Below are 19,168 nucleotides of genomic sequence, written 5' to 3' on the forward strand. Positions count from 1 at the left end.
GGCGGCCATCCGGCCCTGCCATCCTACGTGATGCTTAGCCGCCGAACTTGAAGTTCAGGCCCGCCATGTAGGTGCTGCCCGCGTACGAGTCGGTGTACACGTTCGGGGTGCCGTCCGCGAACACCGAGTAGCCGCCGGTGTTGGAACCGGTGTGGGTCTTGCCCAGGTTGCGCCCTTCCAGGAAGAACTCGACGTTCTTGTTGAAGCGGTACGCGATCTTGGCGTCCACGTAGCGGGTGCCGAGGCGGAACAGCGGCGCACCCGGGCTGTAGGTCGGGAAGCGCACGTTGGTCATGCCGACCACCGGGTAGTTGTTCACCGAGTTGGTGTTGCAGCCCGAGGTGCACGAGAAGGTATCGGCCTTCACCTGCAGGCCGACGCGCATCGACAGGGCGCCGTCGTCGTACCACACCGAGGCGTTCCAGGAGTGGCGCGGCTCGCCGGCCACCGGCAGCAGCTCGCCGGTGATCAGGTCGCGCAGGCCGCCGCCGTTCAGGGTCGCCTTGTTGCGGGTGTAGTTCGCGTCCACGCCGGTATAGCGCAGGTACCACGGCAGGACCGTGAAGGCGACCTTGGCCGAGACCTCGAAGCCCTTGCGGGTGAACGGGATCTGGTTGGTCCAGCGGCGCTGGGTGAACACCAGGTCGGACAGCGACTTGCCGGTCTGCGGGTCGACCGCGTCGGAGCCGGCGAAGGGCTTGACGTTGTCGACGGTCTCGATCAGGGTCGGGGCGCCGGTGACGCCTTCCTGCTTGTAGACGGCGCCGGCCAGCATGATGTCGCGGTTGGCATACCATTCCAGCGACAGGTTCTGGTTATGGTTGGTCAGCGGCTTGATCTCCGGGTTGCCCATGACGTCGGTGCAGCGCATCGACGCTTCGTTGCCGTCGCCGTCGAGCTCGATCAGGTTGCGGCCGTCGTACTCGCAGGTGCCGTTCGGGATCAGGCGGCCGGCGGCCGGACGGGCGATGGTCTTGCCCCAGTTGTAGCGCAGGACCAGCTTGTCCGGAATCAGCCAGGTGTTCAGGTTGGCCGACGGCAGGTAGTCGGTGGTGGTCGCATTGATCGCGGTATCGCGGCGATAGACGCGGGTGCTGATGCCGTTCGCGTTGTTCGGGTCGAGCGGGTTGTAGGCGGCGGTCGGCACGATCGAGCGGAAGGTCAGCTGGCCGCTGCCGATCACCTTGGTGCGCACGGCGCGCACGCCGACGTTGCCGTCGAAGACGATGCCGAAGGGCAGCGAGCGCTGGGTGAACGGCAGGCGGTCGACCTCGAAGTTGGCCATCATGTAGCCCGCATCGACGGTTTCCACGATCGAGTTCACCGGCTGCTTGTACATCTGGCCGTCGCTGCCGAGGCACTCCTTGATGCAGTCGAGGTTGTAGTTCGGCACGCCCAGCAGCGCGTAGACCTTGTCGATGTCGAATTCGGTCCAGCCGTTGGTCAGGGTGCCTGGACGGTCCGGATCGCCCGCATAGAACTGCGCGGTCGGCTCCTTGGTGTAGCCCTGGTTGAACAGCGAGCGATACTGCTCCGGCGAGATCACGATCGTGCCATGGCGCGCAGCGCGCGGGTCGGTGTTCGGGGTGTAGCCGTACTGGCAGGGACGGCCGCCCGGCGCCAGCGAGCCCGGCGTGTTCTCGCATACCTGGAAGGTGGTGCGCAGGTTGTTGGTCGGGACGTAGATGCCCGGAATGTAGCCGGCCGTGCCGAAGGTGCCGACGGCGTCCTGCACCGTCGGGCCGCCGGTGCCCCAGTGGTCGTAGCCGCTCTTGCGGCGGCTGTAGCCGACCTTGATCGAGGGGACGAAGGGGATGTACTCGTCGGTGTACACATCCAGGTCCAGCTTGGCCGTCTTCTCGAACGACTCGTTGATGCGCGGATTCTGGAACGCCAGGGTGGTGGCGCCGTTCACGCGCGGCAGCTGGGCCGCGGTGTAGGCGGGAGAGCCCGGGGTGGTGAAGCTCGGTGCGACCGCGGCCTGCGCCGCCTGGTTGGCGAGCGTCAGCCAGCTGTTCGGGTTGCTCAGGTCTACCGAGCCGGCCGCCTCATAGTTCCAGATACCGTTCGGCAGCACGGTGGCCTTGGTGGTGCCGAGGTAGGCGCTCTGGCCCATGCGCTTTTCATAGCGGTAGAAATCGGACTTCGAATCGCCGATCAGGAACTCGGCGCGCACGATGCCCTTCTTGTAGGTACCGCCGGCCTGGGTATAGCTGGACTTGGTGCCGGTGGTGATCGTGGTGTTGTCGACGCCGTAGACGCCGTCCGAGAACTCGAAGCCGGTGACGTGGTGGTTGCCATCGACGGTCACCGAGTTCGGGTTGACGTTGGACACCGCGCCGTTCAGGGCGCCGGTGCTGCGATAGGTCAGCTCGCCCGGATAGAGGTAGTAGCCGGAGGCCGGGTTCAGGGCGCGGGTGCCCCAGGCGCCGTTGGCCAGCTGGGTGGTCGAGATGGTGTCGACGAAGGGTGCGCCACTGAAGCCGTTCGGTCCGCGCACGGTGGCCGGATTCACGGCCACGCCGCCGTAGCCGAGGTTGGTGCTGTAGGAGATGACGTCGCCCTTGCTGCGGCTATGCTTGGCATAGACGGTGAGCGCATCGTTGACCTTGAAGTCGAGACGGATGTCGCCGCTGGTGCGGTCGTCGTTCCAGCGGTTGACGAAGTAGCGGGTATTGCTCGGCACCCAGTCGTTCCACTGGCCCAGGCAGCTCAGCAGCGCCAGCTGGGTGATGTTCTGGGCATTGGTGCGGCCGTTGTTGCCGGTGCTGAGCTGGCTGGCCACGTTGGCCGGCAGCAGCGGGAATTTCTGGTAGCACTCGGCCTTGGTCTGGGCGGCGGCCGAGCCTTCCAGCACGTCCTTCGGCGTCATGCTGGTCCAGTTGCCCAGCGCCGCATTGCTGTACGGGACCGTGTAGAACGGCGTGGTCGAGGCCGCGTCGTTCAGGTTCAGGGTATCGGGTCGCAGCGCGACCGTCTTCTCCGGCGAATTGTCGAAGTCCATCGGGCGGTACTGGCCGACCACGCCGCTGTTGCCGCCCTGGTTGATCGAGTGGGCTTCCTGGTTGACCTTGCTCTTCGAGAGGTTGACCAGCACGCCCAGGCGGTCGTTCATGAACTTCTTGGCGCCGATCAGGTTGAGGTTGGGGTTCTTCTTCTTGTTGAGCGAATTCTGCTGGGCCGCCACGCGGAAGGACAGGTAGTCCTTCTTGAAGTCGAGGCCGTTGCGGGTCTGGATGCGCACGCCGCCGCCGAGCGAGCCTTCGGTCATGTCGGCGGTCGAGCCCTTGACCACGTCCACGCTCTTGATCAGGTCCGAGGAGAGCTGGCGCATCTCGACCGCGCGTCCGCCCGAGGTGTCGGCGCCGGCACTGATGCCGCCCAACATGTCGGCGCCGCCGGCCTGCTGCACACCCATGCCGTCCAGTTCCACGCGGGTCAGTTCCGGGCCGTTGCCGCGGATCGAGACGCTGATGCCCTCGCCGAATTCGCCGCGGTCGACCGCCACGCCGGCGATGCGCGAGATCGCATCCGCCACGTTACGGTCCGGGAAAGCGCCGACGTCTTCGGCGATGATTGAATCCTGCGCGGTGGCGGCGTTCTTCTTGCGTGCGATCGCGCTGCGCTGCGATTCGCGCGAGCCGACCACCAGCACCGTCTCGACGGCGCCATCCGCCGCGGCGGCGGCCGTGGACGAGGTCGACGATGCCTGCGGCGTCGTCGCCTGCTGCGCGTATGCGCCAGTCGCGACCAGCGAAGCCAGTGCCATGGCGACTGCCTGACTGATACGGTTTACGGGGAACCCATGCTTGGTATACGGTGCCATCTCTCCTCCTTGTTGTCTGTCTTATGTGATCGTTGTGCTCAACGATGAACGCAGTCGATTGTTATTGAATGAAATCAATACAACAACCGGCTTCGAACTAATTGCGCCAAACACTCATGGGCTTGAGCGGTTGGTGCGAAAGCGCCACATCTGCCGATGGCGACTGATGCCGTTTATGACATCGCAAGGCCGCGCCAGGTTATCGCTCGAGGGCGATCTGCTGGTGGCACAGCCATTTGCGGATCGGCGTTCCGCTGCGATACCGGCCATACGCCGTGGCCGATCGGATGCTGGTGCGCGGGATGGTCTCGCTGCTGCGCTTGCCGCGGTGTCCATCCAGTCCCAGGCGCACCGCCTTCACCGCGGCGGCCGGCCCGCTTGTGGTGATGCGGATGATGTCGCCTTCCACCCGCAGCGCAGAAAGCGCGCCGCCATCGAGGCCGATGCCGAGCATGGGCAGCGCCAGGCCCGGGAGCTGCTCCACCTCGGCAGGCTCGCTCAGCGTGAGCAGGATCTGGTCCGGACCGGCCACGCGCGCCTCAAGGACACGCAGCACGTCCCAGCGGCCATGGCGGCGCAGGTGCTCGAAGGCGACCGCATACAGCTCGCCGCGCATGTCGTGTCCTTCGCTGCTGTGATGCAGGAAATCGTGAGCGAAGGGGAAGTTGTAGGTCGGCCCCAGGCAGAAGTAGGCGCCGCCCTCCCCCAGGCTTTGCACATGGCGCGCCAGGATCGCGCGCGTGCCGCTTGAATCGGCGTCGAAACTCGAGGGCTGGGAACTGAGCAGCCACACCGGCTCGCGCTGCCCGGTGATGGCGCGGATGCCCGCCTCGATCTCGGCGCGGACCTGCTCCTGCAGTTCGCCCAGGCGCGGCTCGCCGGCATCGCTCTCGCCCTGGGCCATGATGACCACCGGGACGACGTAGCGCTTGCCTTCGCGCCGCAGCGCCGCGTCGACCGCTTGCGCGGTGCGCATCAGGTTGCGAAAGCCGTGGTAGCGCGGCGCCGCGTCGCGCGCCAGCTTGCGTATCTTCTGTCCGCCTTCGGCGACATTGAACAGCACGATCTCCGGGCCGTCTCGGGCCGATTGCGCCAGGCGCAGCACCATGCTTTCGCCGGCGGTACTGCCGTGGGTGGCACTGCCCATCGCGCCGCGCAGCGGCGCCAGGCCGGTGACGGCGTCCGCTTCGAAGGAGCGGCCGCCCACGGTGGCCTGGCCCAGCCACACGTTGCCCGATGCCGTGCGCGGCATGCGCAGCCCCGCAGGGTATTCGGCATGCAGCACGGAGGCGGCCTGCATGGCCTGGCCCTCCGAGTTGGACTGGCCGTACTCGATCACGCCCAGCACGCGCGCCGCATCTCCCCGGCCCGGCAGGATGGACGCGCATCCGGCCGGCAGCACGGATGCCAGGGTGAGCAGGAAGGGACGGCGCCGCATGGCTCAGCTCCGGTAATCGACCGGCAGCAGCAGCTCCGGGTAGCGCTCGCGCAGCGCGTCGATCGCGTTCAGGGTGCCGGACAGGTGGATGCGCACGCTGCGCTGCGCGCCCTCGGCGTCGCCGCGCGCGATGCGCTCCGCGATCTCAGCGTGCTGCGCCAGGATCGAACGCGCCTTGCCGTTCATCGGCAGGTGCAGGCGGCGCAGGCGGTCCAGGTTGCCGCTGCGGCTGCGGGCCAGGGCCCACAGGTCGGGCACCGCCGCCGCGTCGTACATGGCGCGATGGAACTCCATGTCCACCGCCGTGAAGCCCGCCAGGTCGCCCGCTTCCAGGCAGGCGCGCTGGCGCGCGACCAGTGCTTGCAACGCGCGCCCGAGTGCGGCATCGCCGCGCTGCGCCAGCGTATGCACCATTTCGAGCTCCACCGACAGGCGCAGGAAGTGGGCCTGGCGCGCCTGCGCCAGGTCGATCCGGCGCACCTGGGTCTGGTGTTGCGGATAGATGTCGACCAGGTGTTCTTCCTCCAGGCGCAGCAGCGCCTCGCGCACCGGGCTGAGCGACAGCCCGTAGTACTCGCACAGCTGCGGGCGCGGCAGCACGGTGCCCGGCCCGACCGCCAGGCTGACGATCAGCTCGCGCAGGTGCTCGAACACCTGGACCGTCGCGTTGCGCGAGCGGTCGAGGCGAAACGGAATGCCGACAAGATTCATCGAAGCTCCCCCCCGCAATCAGGATTCCGGGAATTCGTAGAACTCGGCTTCGACGATGGCGAGCGCGGTGCGCGCAACGCGCTGGGCGCCGGTGTCGGTATTCGCCTGGTTCGCCACCTCGGTGAGCTGGATCGCGCCGGCATCGTCCGCCTGGCCGTCGAGCGCGATGCGCACCCGGCTGCCGCGGTGTGGCTTGAGCGGCAGCGTGACGTAGCCGAGGCTCGTCAAGGTGGTGCCGCGCCAGACCTCGACGCCATCCACGAACACGCGCAGCGGATAGCTGCGCTCGCGCCAGCCGGCCAGCTTGAGCGTCACTTCGCGCAGCAGCGCGGGGCGCGCCAGCCGGTAGGTGATGTCCGCCGCTTCGCCGGTCTTGCTGGTCCAGTTGGTGGTTTCGTCGTCGTCGAAGGAGTGCGCGGCCTGTTCGCCGTTGCTGGCGGCTTGCGCGGAGGCCACCGGCACCGCAATGCGCGAGACCGTGAAGGACGCCGTAGCCGGTGTCGGCCCACGGTCCAGGCGCAGCGGCGGCGGCGCCGGCAACGCGGCCAGGCCACCCTCGACTTTGACCGCGTTGGAGGCGAAGCTCAGCGTCGCCGGCGCCAGGCCATCGGCGCGGGCGCGCAGGGTGATTTTTCCCGGCTGCGTGGTGCTGCGCACCAAGACCCGGTTCACGCCGCCCTCGACCGGCAGCGAGCGCGCCAGCACATGGTTGCCTGGCCCCTGCGCGATGCCGCCGCGCCACTCGGCCGGGCCATCCAGTTCGAAGTGCACGGTGTCGAGCGCCACCGGATTGCGGCGGCCCTGGGCATCGACCGCCTCGACCTGCACCAGCGCCAGGTCGGCGCCGTCGGCGCGCAGGCCGTGCGGCGAGCGGATGTTCGTCAGGCGCAGCGCCACCGGCTTGCCGGCCGTTGCAATGCGCGTCTCGCACACCTGCCTGCCCTTGGCGTCGTAGCCGATCGCTTTCAGCTCGCCCTCTTCCCAGGCCACCTGGTCGAAGGTGAACAGGAAGCGTTCGCTCTGGCGTGCGCTGCCGACCGTCTTGCCGTTCAGGGTGAGCTTGACCGTCTCGGCGCTCGAGATCACGTGCACCGGCTTCACCGTGCCGGGCGCGTAGTTCCAGTGGCCGACGATGTGGGCGCGCGGGCGCTCGACGTCGACCCAGCCGTCCCACATCACCTGGTGCGCATAGAAGGCGTCCTTCGGAATGCGCATGGCGTCGACTTCGCCGCTGCGGCGGTAGTTCTCGGCGCCGCGGTGGTGGGTATTACTGTCCGAGAAGATGATGTTGACGCCGCCGCTCGAGACGCGCGTGCCGGTGCCCGGACGCTCGCGCCAGTAGTCGTACCAGCGGCGCACGGTCTCGATCGCGAAGCTGTCCTGGTTGTGGTTGTACGAGAGCGCCGGCTGGCCCTTGTGCGGCGGGCCGTCGCCATTCTTGTGGAAGGGCGGGCTGAGCTCGTCCCAGAACTTGCGCGCACCTTCGTCGCGGGCGTATTCCATGGCCCACATCGGCATGCGCGCGCTCTTATTGATGTACAACATCTCGCCGCCGTACTCGGACACCTGCTGCAGCGCAGTGCTCAGCATCTCGCGGCTGCCGGCGGCGCGTCCGCCGTGCGGATCGAAGCGGTCGCGCAGCGCATTCATCTCCAGCTGGTGCTCGGCGCTCACGCCCTTGTTGCCGGACTCGTAGAACAGGATGCTCGGGTTGTTGCGGTAGTAGACGATGGCGTCGCGCATGGTCTCCACGCGCTGGCCCCAGCGGCGCCCGTCGACATCCTTCTCAGAGTCGCCGGCGGGCATGGCCTGCATCAGTCCGATGCGGTCGAGCGACTCCACATCCTGCTTCCACGGCGCGATGTGCATCCAGCGGATCAGGTTGGCGTTGCTCTCGACGGCCAGGCCGTTGCTGTAGTCGCTCAGCCAGGCCGGCACCGACAGGCCGATCGCCGGCCATTCGTTCGAGGTGCGCTGGGCGTAGCCCTTCATCTGCAGCACGCGGTCGTTCAGCTTGATCACGCCATTGCCGAATTCGGTCTTGCGAAAACCCGTGCGGGTGGTGACGCGGTCGAGCGGCCTGCCGTCGACCTTCAGGGTGGTGAGCACGTCGTACAGGTAGCCGTAGCCCCAGCTCCAGAAGTGCAGTCCCTTTACCTGCGCGCTGGCCTTGGCCACCGTGGTGGCGCCGGGCGCCAGGGTCTGGGCCGGCGCGGCGAAGCGCGCCACCGTCTTGCCGTCCTTGTCGCGCACTTCGACCTCGTAGGTGAAGCTGCGCGCCTGCTGCCCGTCATTGCGCACTTCGGATTCGGCGGCAATGGTCGCCGTGCGTGCCGGAATGTCGAAGTCGCGCGCATAGACGTAGACCCCGGTGGTGCCCAGGTTCGAATACAGCGGCAAGGTCTGGTACAGCGGCTCGGTCACGTGCAGGCGCACGTTCTTCGGCAGGCCGCCGTAGTTGGCGTTGAAGTTGCGGTCGGCCCACTGGTAGCGCTGGAGGGTAGCCTGCTCCTTGTAGTCCCAGCGGTTGTCGGTGCGCACCGCGATCAGGTTCTCGCCCTTCACCAGGGCGTCGCCGATCTCGAAGCCGAAGGCGGTGACGCCGTTCTCGTGCAGGCCGATACGGCGGCCGTTGACGAACACTTCCGCCGCCTGGCGCGCCCCCTCGAACTCGAGGAAGACCTTCTGGCCCGGCCTGAGGTCCTTGATACTGAAGCGCTTGCGATACCAGGCGACACCAGTCGAGTGGTCGACGATGTCCTTGGCAAAGGCGTCGTCCTCGTTCCAGGCGCGCGGCAGGGTGACGGGCTTCCAGGCCTTGTCGTCGAAGCCGGCCTGGGACGCGCCCGCCGGGTCGCCGACCATCAGCTTCCAGCCGGGATTGAAGTCGTACTGGGCACGCTCGGCATGGGCCGGGGCGGCTGCGAGGAAGGCGGCCAGCGCAAAGGCGGACAGGCTCAAGTGAGCGGATCGGAACATCGAGGGTCTCCAGGGTAGAACACGGCGCGGATACGAGCTAATATATTAGTAGCTTAGCGTGCTATTGTTCAGCATTTGCCGAATTACTCAAGATCGTGAGCGTTCGCTGACCGAACGTTGACACCCGCCGCGAATGCGCCGGTAATGGCGCATCCGTTTCAACCAGTCCTATAAGGCCATGAGCACCATGAGCAAACCATTCAAACGCATCCTCTTCACCGGCGCCGGCGGCAACCTGGGGCGCCGCCTGCGCGAACGCCTGCACGAATTCGCCGACATCGTGCGCCTGGCCGACGTCGCCGACATCGGACCCGCGGGCCCGGGCGAGGAAGTGGTGCAGTGCGACCTGGCCGACCGCGACCAGGTCATGCGCATGTGCGAAGGCGTGGACGCGATCCTGCACTTCGGCGGCGTCTCGACCGAAGTCGAATTCGCACCCATCATGCAAGCCAACATCCTCGGCATGGTCAACCTGTACGAAGCCGTGCACAAGCTGGGCATCCGGCGCGTGGTCTTCGCCAGCAGCAACCACACCATGGGCATGTACCCAACCTGCGAACGGGTCGACGCCGGCATGCTGCCGCGCGCCGACGGCTACTACGGCCTGTCCAAGGTCTGGGGCGAGAACCTGTCGCGCTACTACTGGGACCGTTTCGGCATCGAGACCGTGTGCCTGCGCATCGGCTTCTGCTTCCCGGAACCCGGCACCCACCGCCAGATGGTCACCTGGCTCAGCCTGGACGACCTGGTCGAGCTGCTGCGCCGTTCCCTGGTCACTCCACGGGTCGGCCACACCATCGCCTTCGGCGTTTCAAGCAATCCGGGCAGCTGGTGGGACGATCGCCATTCGCGCCACCTGGCCTTCGTCGCAAAAGACAGCTCGGCGCAGTTCCTCGACAAGCTGCCTACCGAGGTCACGTACCCGGCCCCGGACGACCTCACCACCTTCCTGCAGGGAGGCCCCTTCCTGAACATCGGACCGAAGTACCCGTCATGAGATCCCCTCACGCCCGCGCGGCCGGCCTGGTCGCGTTCCTGCTGGTGGCGCTGCCCTCCGGCGCCGAGCTGCGCCTGCCCAGCGTGCTGTCCGACCACATGGTGCTGCAGCGCGCGGCCTGGGTGCCGGTATGGGGCTGGGCGGCGCCGAACGAAGCGGTATCGGTACGCTTCGGGAACCAGACGCTCGGCACGGTCGCCGATAGCGACGGGCGCTGGCGCCTCCACCTCGACCTGAGCCAGGCGCCGTCGACGCCGGGCGTGCTGTCGGTGCGCGGCGCCGGCAAGGAGATCGTCGTCAAGGACGTGCTGGTCGGCGAAGTGTGGCTGGCCTCGGGCCAGTCGAACATGGAAAAGCCCTTCGGCGAAAAGAAGGGCCAGCTGCCCACCTTCGGTTCCGAGGAAGCGCTCGCCGGCGCCGAGCAGCCCGAGATCCGCCTGTTCAAGGTGGCCAGGCTCAAGGCCGCCCAGCCGGGCGAGGACGTCAGCGGCGCCTGGGTGCGCAGCACGCCTGCCGCACTCATCTCAACCCAGTTCTCGGCGGCCGCCTACAGCTTCGGGCGCCGCATCAAGGAGGAGCTGGGCACGCCCGTCGGCCTGATCGACGCCACCTGGGGCGGCACCCGCATCGAATCGTGGACGCCGCCGGACCTGCTCGGGCAGCTCGCCTTGCCGCCCGCGGTCAAGGACAAGCCGGCCTCGCTGTACAACGGCATGATCGCCGGCCTGGCGCCCGTCAAGCTCAAGGGCGCGCTCTGGTACCAGGGCGAATCGAACATCCTCCACACCGACGACGGTCCCGCCTACACGGCGAAGATGGAAGCGATGGTCCGGGGCTGGCGCCGCGCCTTCGGGCAGGATCTGCCCTTCTACTACGTGCAGCTGGCGCCGCACCTGTATTCCGTGGTGCGCAAGGACCAGGGTGTCGGGGGCCCGGAATCGCTGCCGCGCCTGCGCGAGGCCCAGCTTGATGCGCTGCGTATTCCGAAGACGGGCATGGTCGTCACCACCGACCTGGCGGACGACCTGCGCGACATCCATCCGCGCGACAAGCAGAGCGTCGGGCTGCGCCTGGCCAACCTGGCGCTGGCCGAGACTTACGAGCGGCCGGGAATCGAGCCCTATGGCCCGACCTACCGCGCGATCCGCTTCGCCGGCAGACAGGCGATCCTCAGTTTCGACCATGCGCAGGGGCTGGCCGCCCGCGACGGCAAGCCGCTCGACTGGTTCGAGATCGCCGGCAGCGACGGCCGCTACCATCCCGCGACGGCCACGATCCGGGGCGGCGAGGTGCTCGTCGACAGCCCGCAGGTGAGCGAGCCCAAGTCCGTTCGCTTCGCCTGGCATGAGGCGGCCACGCCCAACCTGGTCAACGGCGCCGGCCTGCCGGCCGTCCCCTTCCGGTCGGAACACCCGATTCCGAAGAATCCATCACGGATATGAGAAAAGCGGCGCATCGCGCCGCATTTTCTCATCGCAGCATGCAAGGCCGCTTGTTGTCGAACTTCCAGCCCGGAATCAGGAACTGCATGGCCGCCGCGTCATCGCGCGCGCCCAGGCCCATGTTCCTGTAGGCCTGGTGCGCGGCCGCCAAGGCATCTTCGTCCAGCTCGATGCCCAGGCCCGGCCGTGCCGGCACCTTGACTTCGCCGCCTTCGATCCTGAGCGGTTCCCTGGTCAGCCGCTGGCCGTCCTGCCAGATCCAGTGGGTGTCGATCGCCGTCACCCTGCCCGGCGCCGCCGCGCCGACGTGGGTGAACATCGCCAGCGAGATGTCGAAGTGGTTGTTCGAGTGCGAACCCCAGGTCAGGCCGAACATCTCGCACAGCTGGGCCACGCGCACCGAGCCCTGCATGGTCCAGAAGTGCGGGTCGGCCAGCGGGATGTCCACCGACTGCAGCTGGATCGAGTGCGCCATCTGGCGCCAGTCGGTGGCGACCATGTTGGTGGCCGTCTTCAAGCCGGTGGCGCGGCGGAACTCGGCCATCACTTCACGGCCCGAGAAGCCGTTCTCGGCGCCGCAGGGGTCTTCGGCATAGGCCAGCACATCGTGCTTGTCGCGGCACAGGCGCACCGCTTCCTCCAGCGACCAGGCGCCGTTCGGGTCGAGCGTGACGCGCGCCTGCGGGAAGCGCTCGTGCAGCGCCACGGCCGCTTCCATTTCCTCGTCGCCGCAGAAGACGCCGCCCTTGAGCTTGAAGTCCTGGAAGCCGTAGCGCGCCTGCGCCGCTTCGGCCAGGGCCACCACCGCCTCCGGGGTCAGTGCCGCTTCGTTGCGCAACCTGAACCAGGCATCGTCCGCGCCCTCTTCGCTGCGGTAGGGCAGCCCGGTGCGCTGGCGCTCGCCGACGTAGAACAGGTAGCCCAGCATCGGCACCGCGGCGCGCTGCTGGCCCTCGCCCAGCAGGGCTGCCACCGGCACGTTCATGAACCGGCCCAGCAGGTCCAGAAAAGCGGACTCCACCGCGGCGACCGCATGGATGGTGGTGCGCAGGTCGAAGGTCTGCAGGCCGCGCCCGCCCGCGTCGCGCTTGGCGAACTCCCTGCGGATGGCGTTCAGGACGGCGTTATAGTCGCCCAGCGACTTGCCGACGATGAGCCCACGCGCGTCTTCCAGGGTCTGGCGGATCGATTCGCCGCCCGGCACTTCGCCCAGGCCGACGTTGCCGGCGCTGTCCGTCAGCACCACGACGTTGCGGGTGAACCAGGGGCCGTGGGCGCCGCTCAAGTTCATGAGCATGCTGTCCTGGCCGGCGACGGGGACGACCCGCATCGCGGTGATGACCGGGGCGCCGCTGATGTTCGAATTCATGGATGACTCCAGGTATGTGATGAAATTATTTGCCGCGGCTTATTTGTTACGGTAATAGTCGGCCAGCACGCCGAAGGCCTGCTTGCGCACCCCGGTCTCGGACACGATGCCCTTGCGGTTCCAGCCGTTCTGGAACACCGGGTGCTCGCGGCGCGGAGAACGGAAGTCCTTCAGGATCCAGGGCGACATGCCGCGCAGGGTCGGGATCTGATCGGCCATCGCCAGGGTCTGGCGGTAATACTCGGCCTGATATTCCTCGGTGAACTTCTTCATGCTGTCGTTGCGGTAGCCGGCCAGCGCGTCGGCGCCGAACTCGGACAGGATCAGCGGGCGGTCGCTCGGCACTTTCCATTTGAGCTTGGCGACGGCGTCGAGCGTGTCGGAACCGTACCAGCCGGCATAGATGTTCACCGCCAGCACGTCGAGCTTGCCGGCCAGCGGGTCGTCGATCGCCAGCGCGTCGCCGTCGTGCTTCACCAGCAAGGCCGCGCTCACCAGGCGCGACGGGTCCAGCTTGCGCACGTTGTCCGCCATGGCGCTGTGGAAGCGCGTGCGCGCGTCCGCTACCGGGGTCTCGTTCCCGACGCTCCACATGATCACCGAGGCGCGGTTGCGGTCGCGGTAGATGGTCTCGGCCTGCATGGCCAGGGCCTTGCGCAGCACCGCCGGGTTGTCCCAGTCCACCGTCCAGTACACCGGGATCTCGCTCCACACCAGCAGGCCCATCTCGTCGGCCAGGCGCACCGTGGTTTCCGAGTGCGGATAGTGCGACAGGCGCACGTAGTTCGCACCGAGGCCATGCTTGATCTCGTGCAGCAGCGCGCGCGAGCTCGACTCGGTCATGTTGCGCGCCGGGTTGGGGCCGAACTCTTCTTCGTGCAGCGAGATCCCACGCAACCAGACCGGTTTTCCGTTCAGGAGAATCTGGTTTCCCTTCACGGCGATGGTGCGGAAACCGACGCGGTCGCGTACTGCGTCGCCCGCGGCGGAAAAGCGCACCTCGTACAGGGTCGGCTTCTCGGGCGACCAGCGCTCCAGGCCTTTGGGCGCGGCCAGCTCGAAGCTGGCGCGGCCACTCGCGTCGGTGGTGGCGCGCACGGTGGCGAGCGCGCCGATCGCCACGCTCACCTCCTGGTTGGCGGCCTGCGGCCCCTGCAGGCGCACTTCGCCGGCAATGCGGCCGTCCGCGCGCAGCTGGACCATGGCGTCGTCGATGAAGGTGCTCGGCGTGGTGATCAGGGCTACTTTGCGGGTGATGCCGCCGTACAGGTCCCAGTCGGTGATCGAGGTCGGGATCGACTGGGCATCGTGGGTCGAGTCGACGCCGACCACCAGGCGGTTGTCGCCGGCGCGGAGAAGCTCGGTCACTTCCAGCACGAAGGGCGTGAAGCCGCCTTCGTGGCGCCCCACCTCCTTGCCGTTCAGGTAGACGTAGGCGCGGTAGTTGACCGCCTCGAAACGCAGGAAGGCGCGCTTGCCGCTCAAGGCCTGCGCATTGAACTTGCGCTGGAACCAGATCAGGCCATCGTAGTAGCGCAGTTCGGGGGCGGCGGAGTTCCAGGCGCCCGGCACGTTGACGATCGGGCCGCGGTCGAGGTCGAACTCGAAGAAGTCCACCCCGCCCTTGGCCTCGATGGCGGCGACGTCGAGGTCGCGGTAGCGCTGCATGCGCGACTTGGCCACCCAGCCGTTGATGTCGGTGAGGCCGGTGCGATACAGATCCTTCGAATAGGTCCACTGGCCCGACAGGTCCTGGCCGTCGCGGTGCAGTGCGCCGGTGAGCAGGAAGGCGGGCCGCAGGTCGTCCGCCAGGGCCGGCAGGCAGGCGAGCGTGCCGATGAGGATCCAGAATGCTGCGAAAAGTTTTTTCATGGGTTCAGGGTAGTCGGTTGACGGGCGCTGATATATTAGTATGCCACATAAGTCTACAGGGCGTACTGCCGTCGATGCACTCAATCTTGTGATCGGATGGCCTGACCGCGTTCAGTCAAGCACTTGAGTGATTCAGCACGGCATGTCGACCACGGGCTAGAGTCGATCTACTATTCGCTTCGTCAACTAATATATCAGCAGCGACCACGCCCCTTCCACTTCAATACAGACCGGCGCGCCGCCCAGCGGCAGTGCCGGCACGGAGACCGACAGTGCCCACTTCATCGCGCAGACATTTCCTTCGCTCGGCCAGCGCCCTTCCCTTCCTTGCTTCCTTCCCTGGCCTGGCCGGCGCGGTAACGGCCAACACCGGCGCCAAGCCGGTCCCCGTGTCCGAGACCGCGCTGCGCTGGCTGGACGGCCAGGCCCCGGCCCGCTTCGAGGGCTGCACCCTGGGCGTGCCCTGGCCGCGCGGCACGCTGCGCCTGCCCGCCAACAAACGACTCGACTTCACGCTGGGCGCGAGCGGCCCCGCCATGCAGTCCTGGCCGCTGGCTTACTGGCCGGACGGCTCGCTGAAGTGGACCGCGCACGCGGTCGCGGGCGGGGTCGCGGGCAAGGTCGCGTCCGAAGGCTACAGCTTGGGCCGCGGCGCCGAGGCGCGCGGCACGGTCTCGGTGAAGGAGAACGCGGACGACATCCTGGTCACCGCGGGCGAGCTGGCATGGGTGCTGCCGCGCGGCGGCGAGGTGCTGGTGCGCAGCGCGACCCGCGCCGGCCGCGTGACGATGCAAAACATGAAGCTGGTGGCCCTGCGCCAGGACGGCGCCCAGCTGGAGAGAAGCGGCAGCGTCGCGCGCCAGCCCTTCACCAGCAAGCTGCTTGCCGTCACGGTGGAACAAAGCGGCCCGGTGCGTGCGGTGGTCAAGTTCGACGGCATGCACAGCGACGGCAGCCGCGACTGGCTGCCCTTCTCGGTGCGCCTGTACTTCTATACCGGCTCGGACAGCGTGCGCATCGTGCACTCCTTCATCTACGACGGCAATCCGGAGCAGGACTTCATCGCCGGCCTGGGCGTGAGCGCCCAGGTGCCCATGAGCGACCAGAGCTACGACCGCCACGTGCGCTTCTCGGGCGAAGGCGTGGGCGTCTGGGGCGAGGCGGTGCGGCCGGTGACCGGCCTGCGCCGCGACCCGGGCGACGCCTACCGCGCGGCCCAGGTGGCGGGCAAGGCCCTGCCGCCGCTCGCCGGCATGGCCAAGCCGGTGCAGGACGGCCTGCAGTGGATCCCCGAATGGGGCGACTTCACGCTGGCGCAGCTCTCGCCGGACGGCTTCACCCTGCAGAAGCGCCTGCGCGCGGGCCGTGCGTGGATCGACTCGAACGCCGGCACCCGCAGCAAGGGCCTGCTGTACGCCGGCGGGGCCGCGGGCGGCGTGGCCCTGGGCCTGAAGGATTTCTGGCAGCGCGCCCCGGTGCAGCTGGACGTGCGCAATGCGGCCAGCCCGATGGCGGAGGTGACGGCCTGGATGTGGGCGCCCTCGGCCCCAAGCATGGACGTGCGCTCCTACCGCGGCGAAGACGGCATGGACACGCACGAGAAGCAGATCGCCGGCCTGAACATCACCTACGAAGACTACGAGGCGGGCTGGGACTCGGCTACGGGCGTGGCCCGCAGCTCCGAGCTGCAGCTGTGGGTGCTGGGCGGAACGCCCTCGCACCAGGCCTTGTCCGACATGGCCGAGCAGGTGGCGCGTCCGGCGCGCCTGGTGCTGACGCCGCAGCGCATCCATCAATGCGGCGTGTTCGGCGACTGGGACCCGGTCGATGCCGGAACGCCGGCGCGCAAGCTGATCGAGGAGCGCCTGGACCTGCAGCTGGACCAGTACCTGGTTGAGACCGAGCAGCACCGCTGGTACGGCTTCTGGTCCTACGGCGACGTGATGCACAGCTACGACCCCGACCGCCACATGTGGCGCTACGACATCGGCGGCTACGCCTGGGACAATTCGGAACTCTCGACCGACCTGTGGCTGTGGTACAGCTACCTGCGCACCGGGCGCGCCGACCTGTTCCGCTATGCCGAAGCGATGACCCGCCATACCGGCGAGGTCGACGTCTACCACCTCGGTCCCTTCAAAGGCTTCGGCACCCGCCACGCGGTGCAGCACTGGGCCGATTCGTCGAAGCAGCCGCGCGTCTCGAACGCGGCCTACCGGCGCATCTATTACTTCCTGACGGCGGACGAGCGCGTCGGCGACCTGATGCGCGAGCTGCTCGATTCGGACAAGGACCTGCACAAGGTCGACATCTCGCGCAAGCTGAAGGTGGCGGGCGCGCGCCCGGACGCCTTCATCGGCGCCTCTTTCGGCACCGTCTGGGGCTCCTTGATCTCGGCCTGGCTGGCCGAGTGGGAACGCAGCGGCGACGTACGCTGGCGCGACAAGATCGTCAACGGCATGAAGAGCATCGCGGCCCTCAAGTATGGCTGGTTCGCCGCCGGCGCGCCCTACGACCACACTACCGGGCGCTTCCACGGCCCCGGCGACAAGCCCTCGTTCTCGAACCTGAACGGCGTGTTCGGCGTGGTCGAGATGAATTCCGAGCTCCTGACCCTGGTCGACGTGCCGGAGTACCGCAAGACCTGGCTGCAGTACTGCCGCACCTACAATGCGCCGAAAGAAGAGGTAGTGGCGCTGCTGGGACAGGTTCCGGGCGGGCGCGGCATGAGCGACACCAATTCGCGCATGACCGCCTACGCCGCCTACCAGTTGCGCGACCGGGCGCTGGCGCTGCGGGCCTGGCGCGAGTTCTTCGCCTCGGACTGGCTCAAGCGCGGCAGCCCGCGCCACACGGTGCGCCGCATCGACGGCCCGGCAGTGCTGCGTCCGGTCGACGAGATGAGCGGCATCAGCACCAACGGCTCGGCGCAGTGGGGCTTGGCCGCGATCCAGCACATGGCGCTTGGCGGCGACACGCTGGACGAGGCGGCGCGCGCGGCCGGACTGCTGACCTGAACGGGAATTCAGTTCTCCGGCTCAACAATCAAGGGGGCGATTCATGCGCAGCGCTCATCAATACCGCAGCTTGCGGTATTGATGCTGCCTCCTCCCCCCTGCCTAGCGGTGCACCAGCACGGGAATCGCGCTGTGCACCAGCACCTTGTGCGTCACGCTGCCCAACAGCAAGCCCTTGAGGCCGCGCCGTCCGTGCGAGGCCATGATGATCAGGTCGCACATGCGCTCGCGCGCGGTGGCGATGATGGCCTCGTCGGGATCATCGGACATGACCTGCACCGCCGTGCAGGGCACGCCGGCGTCGCGCGCCAGATTGACGATCTCGTCCAGGCGGCGCTGGGCGTGCTGGCGGCTGCTGGCTTCGTACTGCTCGGCGGTCAGTTCCAGCATCTCGGCATCGGCGGTGATGGCCCGGAACGGGGTCGTGGCCGTCATGGCGACGAGCTCCGCCCCGCTCTCCCTGGCGAATTCAACGCCGGCGTCGATGGCGCGTCGGGATGCATCCGAGCCATCGGTAGGTAACAATATGCGCTTGTACATGTCCGGCTCCAGAACAGAAGCGACGCACGCTTCGCGCGCGCCGCCGATACGCTTTGGAGCATGCTGCCGTCGGCAGGTTCTGGGCCGTTGCCCGTGTTTTCTGATGCAGATCAAGCGCGGCCCGCCCGTAGCGCCGCTCAGTCCGCTCCCGGCATCCAGTAGTTCGGGTATCGCTCGCGCAGCGCATCCAGCTCCGAAAGCGTGCCCGACAGGTGGCGCCGCACCGCCGCCTCGGCCGCGGCGGCATCGCCCTGTGCGACCGCGTCGGCGATGGCGCCATGGTCCTTCAGGATCTGGTCGGCCTTGCCGTTGAGCGGCAGGTGCAGGCGGCGCAGGCGGTCCATGTTGCCGCTGCGATGGCGCATCAGGCGCCACAATTCCTCGACGTCGGCCGCGACGTAGAGCTGGCGGTGGAAGGCATGGTCGACCCGGTAGAAGGATTCCAGGTCGTTCGCCTTGAGCGCCGCGCGCTGCTGCAGCACCAGGCTTTGCAGAGACTGGCCGAGCGCCGCGTCGTTCTTCCGGGCCAGCGTGCGCACCACCTCGAGCTCGATCGACAGCCGCAGGAAATGGGCCTGCCGCGCCGAGGCGATGCTGATGCCGCGCACGCGCGTCGCGTGCTGCGGGTAGATGTCGACCAATCCTTCTTCCTCGAGGCGCATCAGGGCATCCCGGATGGGAGTGACGGACAGCTCGAAATGCGCCGACAATTCGTTGCGCGACAGGAGGGTTCCGGGCTTGAGCGTGAGGTTGACGATTTCCTCGCGCAGGTATTCGTACACCTGGACCGCGGCCTGGCGCGATCGGTCGAGGGTGAACGGGCCGCTGAATGCGATTGTTTCCATTGTTGAAGCCATCAAAGGCTGCATGATTGTTATTCGAAGCTCCACGCGGCGCGTGGCGGCGAAGTACCAGTCTGGCTCCTGCCGAATTGACAAGATGCTAGCACATTAGTGCCAGTCGAACGAGGGCGGCCT

General features: G+C 67.6%; 11 protein-coding genes. 3 read left to right on the forward strand and 8 right to left on the reverse strand.

The window, feature by feature from the left end; all coding sequences use genetic code 11:
- Window positions 1-34 precede the first annotated feature (34 nt).
- The 4 genes from ACK6C6_RS13915 to ACK6C6_RS13930 all read right to left on the reverse strand — a co-directional run bounded on the left by ACK6C6_RS13915 (window position 35) and on the right by ACK6C6_RS13930 (window position 8,954).
- Window positions 35-3,769: a TonB-dependent receptor gene (locus ACK6C6_RS13915; RefSeq protein ID WP_409267785.1), complete on the reverse strand. Its 3,735-nt coding sequence runs from the start codon at window positions 3,767-3,769 to the stop codon at window positions 35-37.
- A gap of 256 nt (window positions 3,770-4,025) precedes the next feature.
- Window positions 4,026-5,264, reverse strand: coding sequence for a hypothetical protein (locus ACK6C6_RS13920; protein ID WP_409267786.1), 1,239 nt, complete (start codon window positions 5,262-5,264; stop codon window positions 4,026-4,028).
- A gap of 3 nt (window positions 5,265-5,267) precedes the next feature.
- Window positions 5,268-5,975, reverse strand: a complete 708-nt coding sequence (locus ACK6C6_RS13925) for a GntR family transcriptional regulator (RefSeq protein ID WP_409267787.1) — start codon at window positions 5,973-5,975, stop codon at window positions 5,268-5,270.
- An 18-nt stretch (window positions 5,976-5,993) separates the two neighbouring features.
- A complete protein-coding gene (locus ACK6C6_RS13930) occupies window positions 5,994-8,954 on the reverse strand; it encodes a glycoside hydrolase family 2 protein (protein ID WP_409267788.1) in 2,961 nt (986 codons plus the stop codon).
- A gap of 187 nt (window positions 8,955-9,141) precedes the next feature.
- Between ACK6C6_RS13930 and ACK6C6_RS13935 the strand changes: the two genes are divergently transcribed.
- Together ACK6C6_RS13935 and ACK6C6_RS13940 are read left to right on the forward strand one after the other, a co-directional pair.
- Entirely contained in the window at window positions 9,142-9,951 is an 810-nt protein-coding gene (locus ACK6C6_RS13935) for an NAD(P)-dependent oxidoreductase (protein WP_292044621.1), read from the forward strand.
- Window positions 9,948-11,393 carry a sialate O-acetylesterase gene (locus tag ACK6C6_RS13940; protein ID WP_409267789.1) on the forward strand — a complete coding sequence of 482 codons (1,446 nt, stop codon included), beginning with the start codon at window positions 9,948-9,950 and terminating at the stop codon, window positions 11,391-11,393. Before ACK6C6_RS13935 ends, ACK6C6_RS13940 begins: the two co-directional genes overlap by 4 nt.
- Window positions 11,394-11,421: 28 nt before the next feature.
- On the opposite strand, the gene gudD is transcribed toward ACK6C6_RS13940, so the two are convergent.
- Together gudD and ACK6C6_RS13950 are read right to left on the reverse strand one after the other, a co-directional pair.
- The gene (gudD, locus tag ACK6C6_RS13945) at window positions 11,422-12,762 is read right to left on the reverse strand and encodes a glucarate dehydratase (RefSeq protein ID WP_409267790.1); all 1,341 of its coding nucleotides are present in this window, start codon (window positions 12,760-12,762) and stop codon (window positions 11,422-11,424) included.
- A gap of 39 nt (window positions 12,763-12,801) precedes the next feature.
- A complete protein-coding gene (locus ACK6C6_RS13950; RefSeq protein WP_409267791.1) occupies window positions 12,802-14,634 on the reverse strand; it encodes a glycoside hydrolase family 2 protein in 1,833 nt (610 codons plus the stop codon).
- A 272-nt stretch (window positions 14,635-14,906) separates the two neighbouring features.
- On the opposite strand from ACK6C6_RS13950, the gene ACK6C6_RS13955 reads away from it, so the two are divergent.
- Window positions 14,907-17,651: a Tat pathway signal sequence domain protein gene (locus ACK6C6_RS13955; RefSeq protein WP_409267792.1), complete on the forward strand. Its 2,745-nt coding sequence runs from the start codon at window positions 14,907-14,909 to the stop codon at window positions 17,649-17,651.
- Window positions 17,652-17,753: 102 nt separating this feature from the next.
- Here ACK6C6_RS13955 and ACK6C6_RS13960 read toward each other — a convergent pair whose 3' ends face one another.
- Together ACK6C6_RS13960 and ACK6C6_RS13965 are read right to left on the reverse strand one after the other, a co-directional pair.
- Complete coding sequence (locus ACK6C6_RS13960) at window positions 17,754-18,191, reverse strand: universal stress protein (protein WP_409267793.1); 438 nt, start codon at window positions 18,189-18,191, stop codon at window positions 17,754-17,756.
- Window positions 18,192-18,328: 137 nt separating this feature from the next.
- Complete coding sequence (locus ACK6C6_RS13965; RefSeq protein ID WP_409267794.1) at window positions 18,329-19,036, reverse strand: GntR family transcriptional regulator; 708 nt, start codon at window positions 19,034-19,036, stop codon at window positions 18,329-18,331.
- Window positions 19,037-19,168: the final 132 nt, after the last annotated feature.

The organism is Massilia sp. BHUDP2 (assembly GCF_046236355.1).
Classification (GTDB): domain Bacteria; phylum Pseudomonadota; class Gammaproteobacteria; order Burkholderiales; family Burkholderiaceae_D; genus Telluria; species Telluria varians.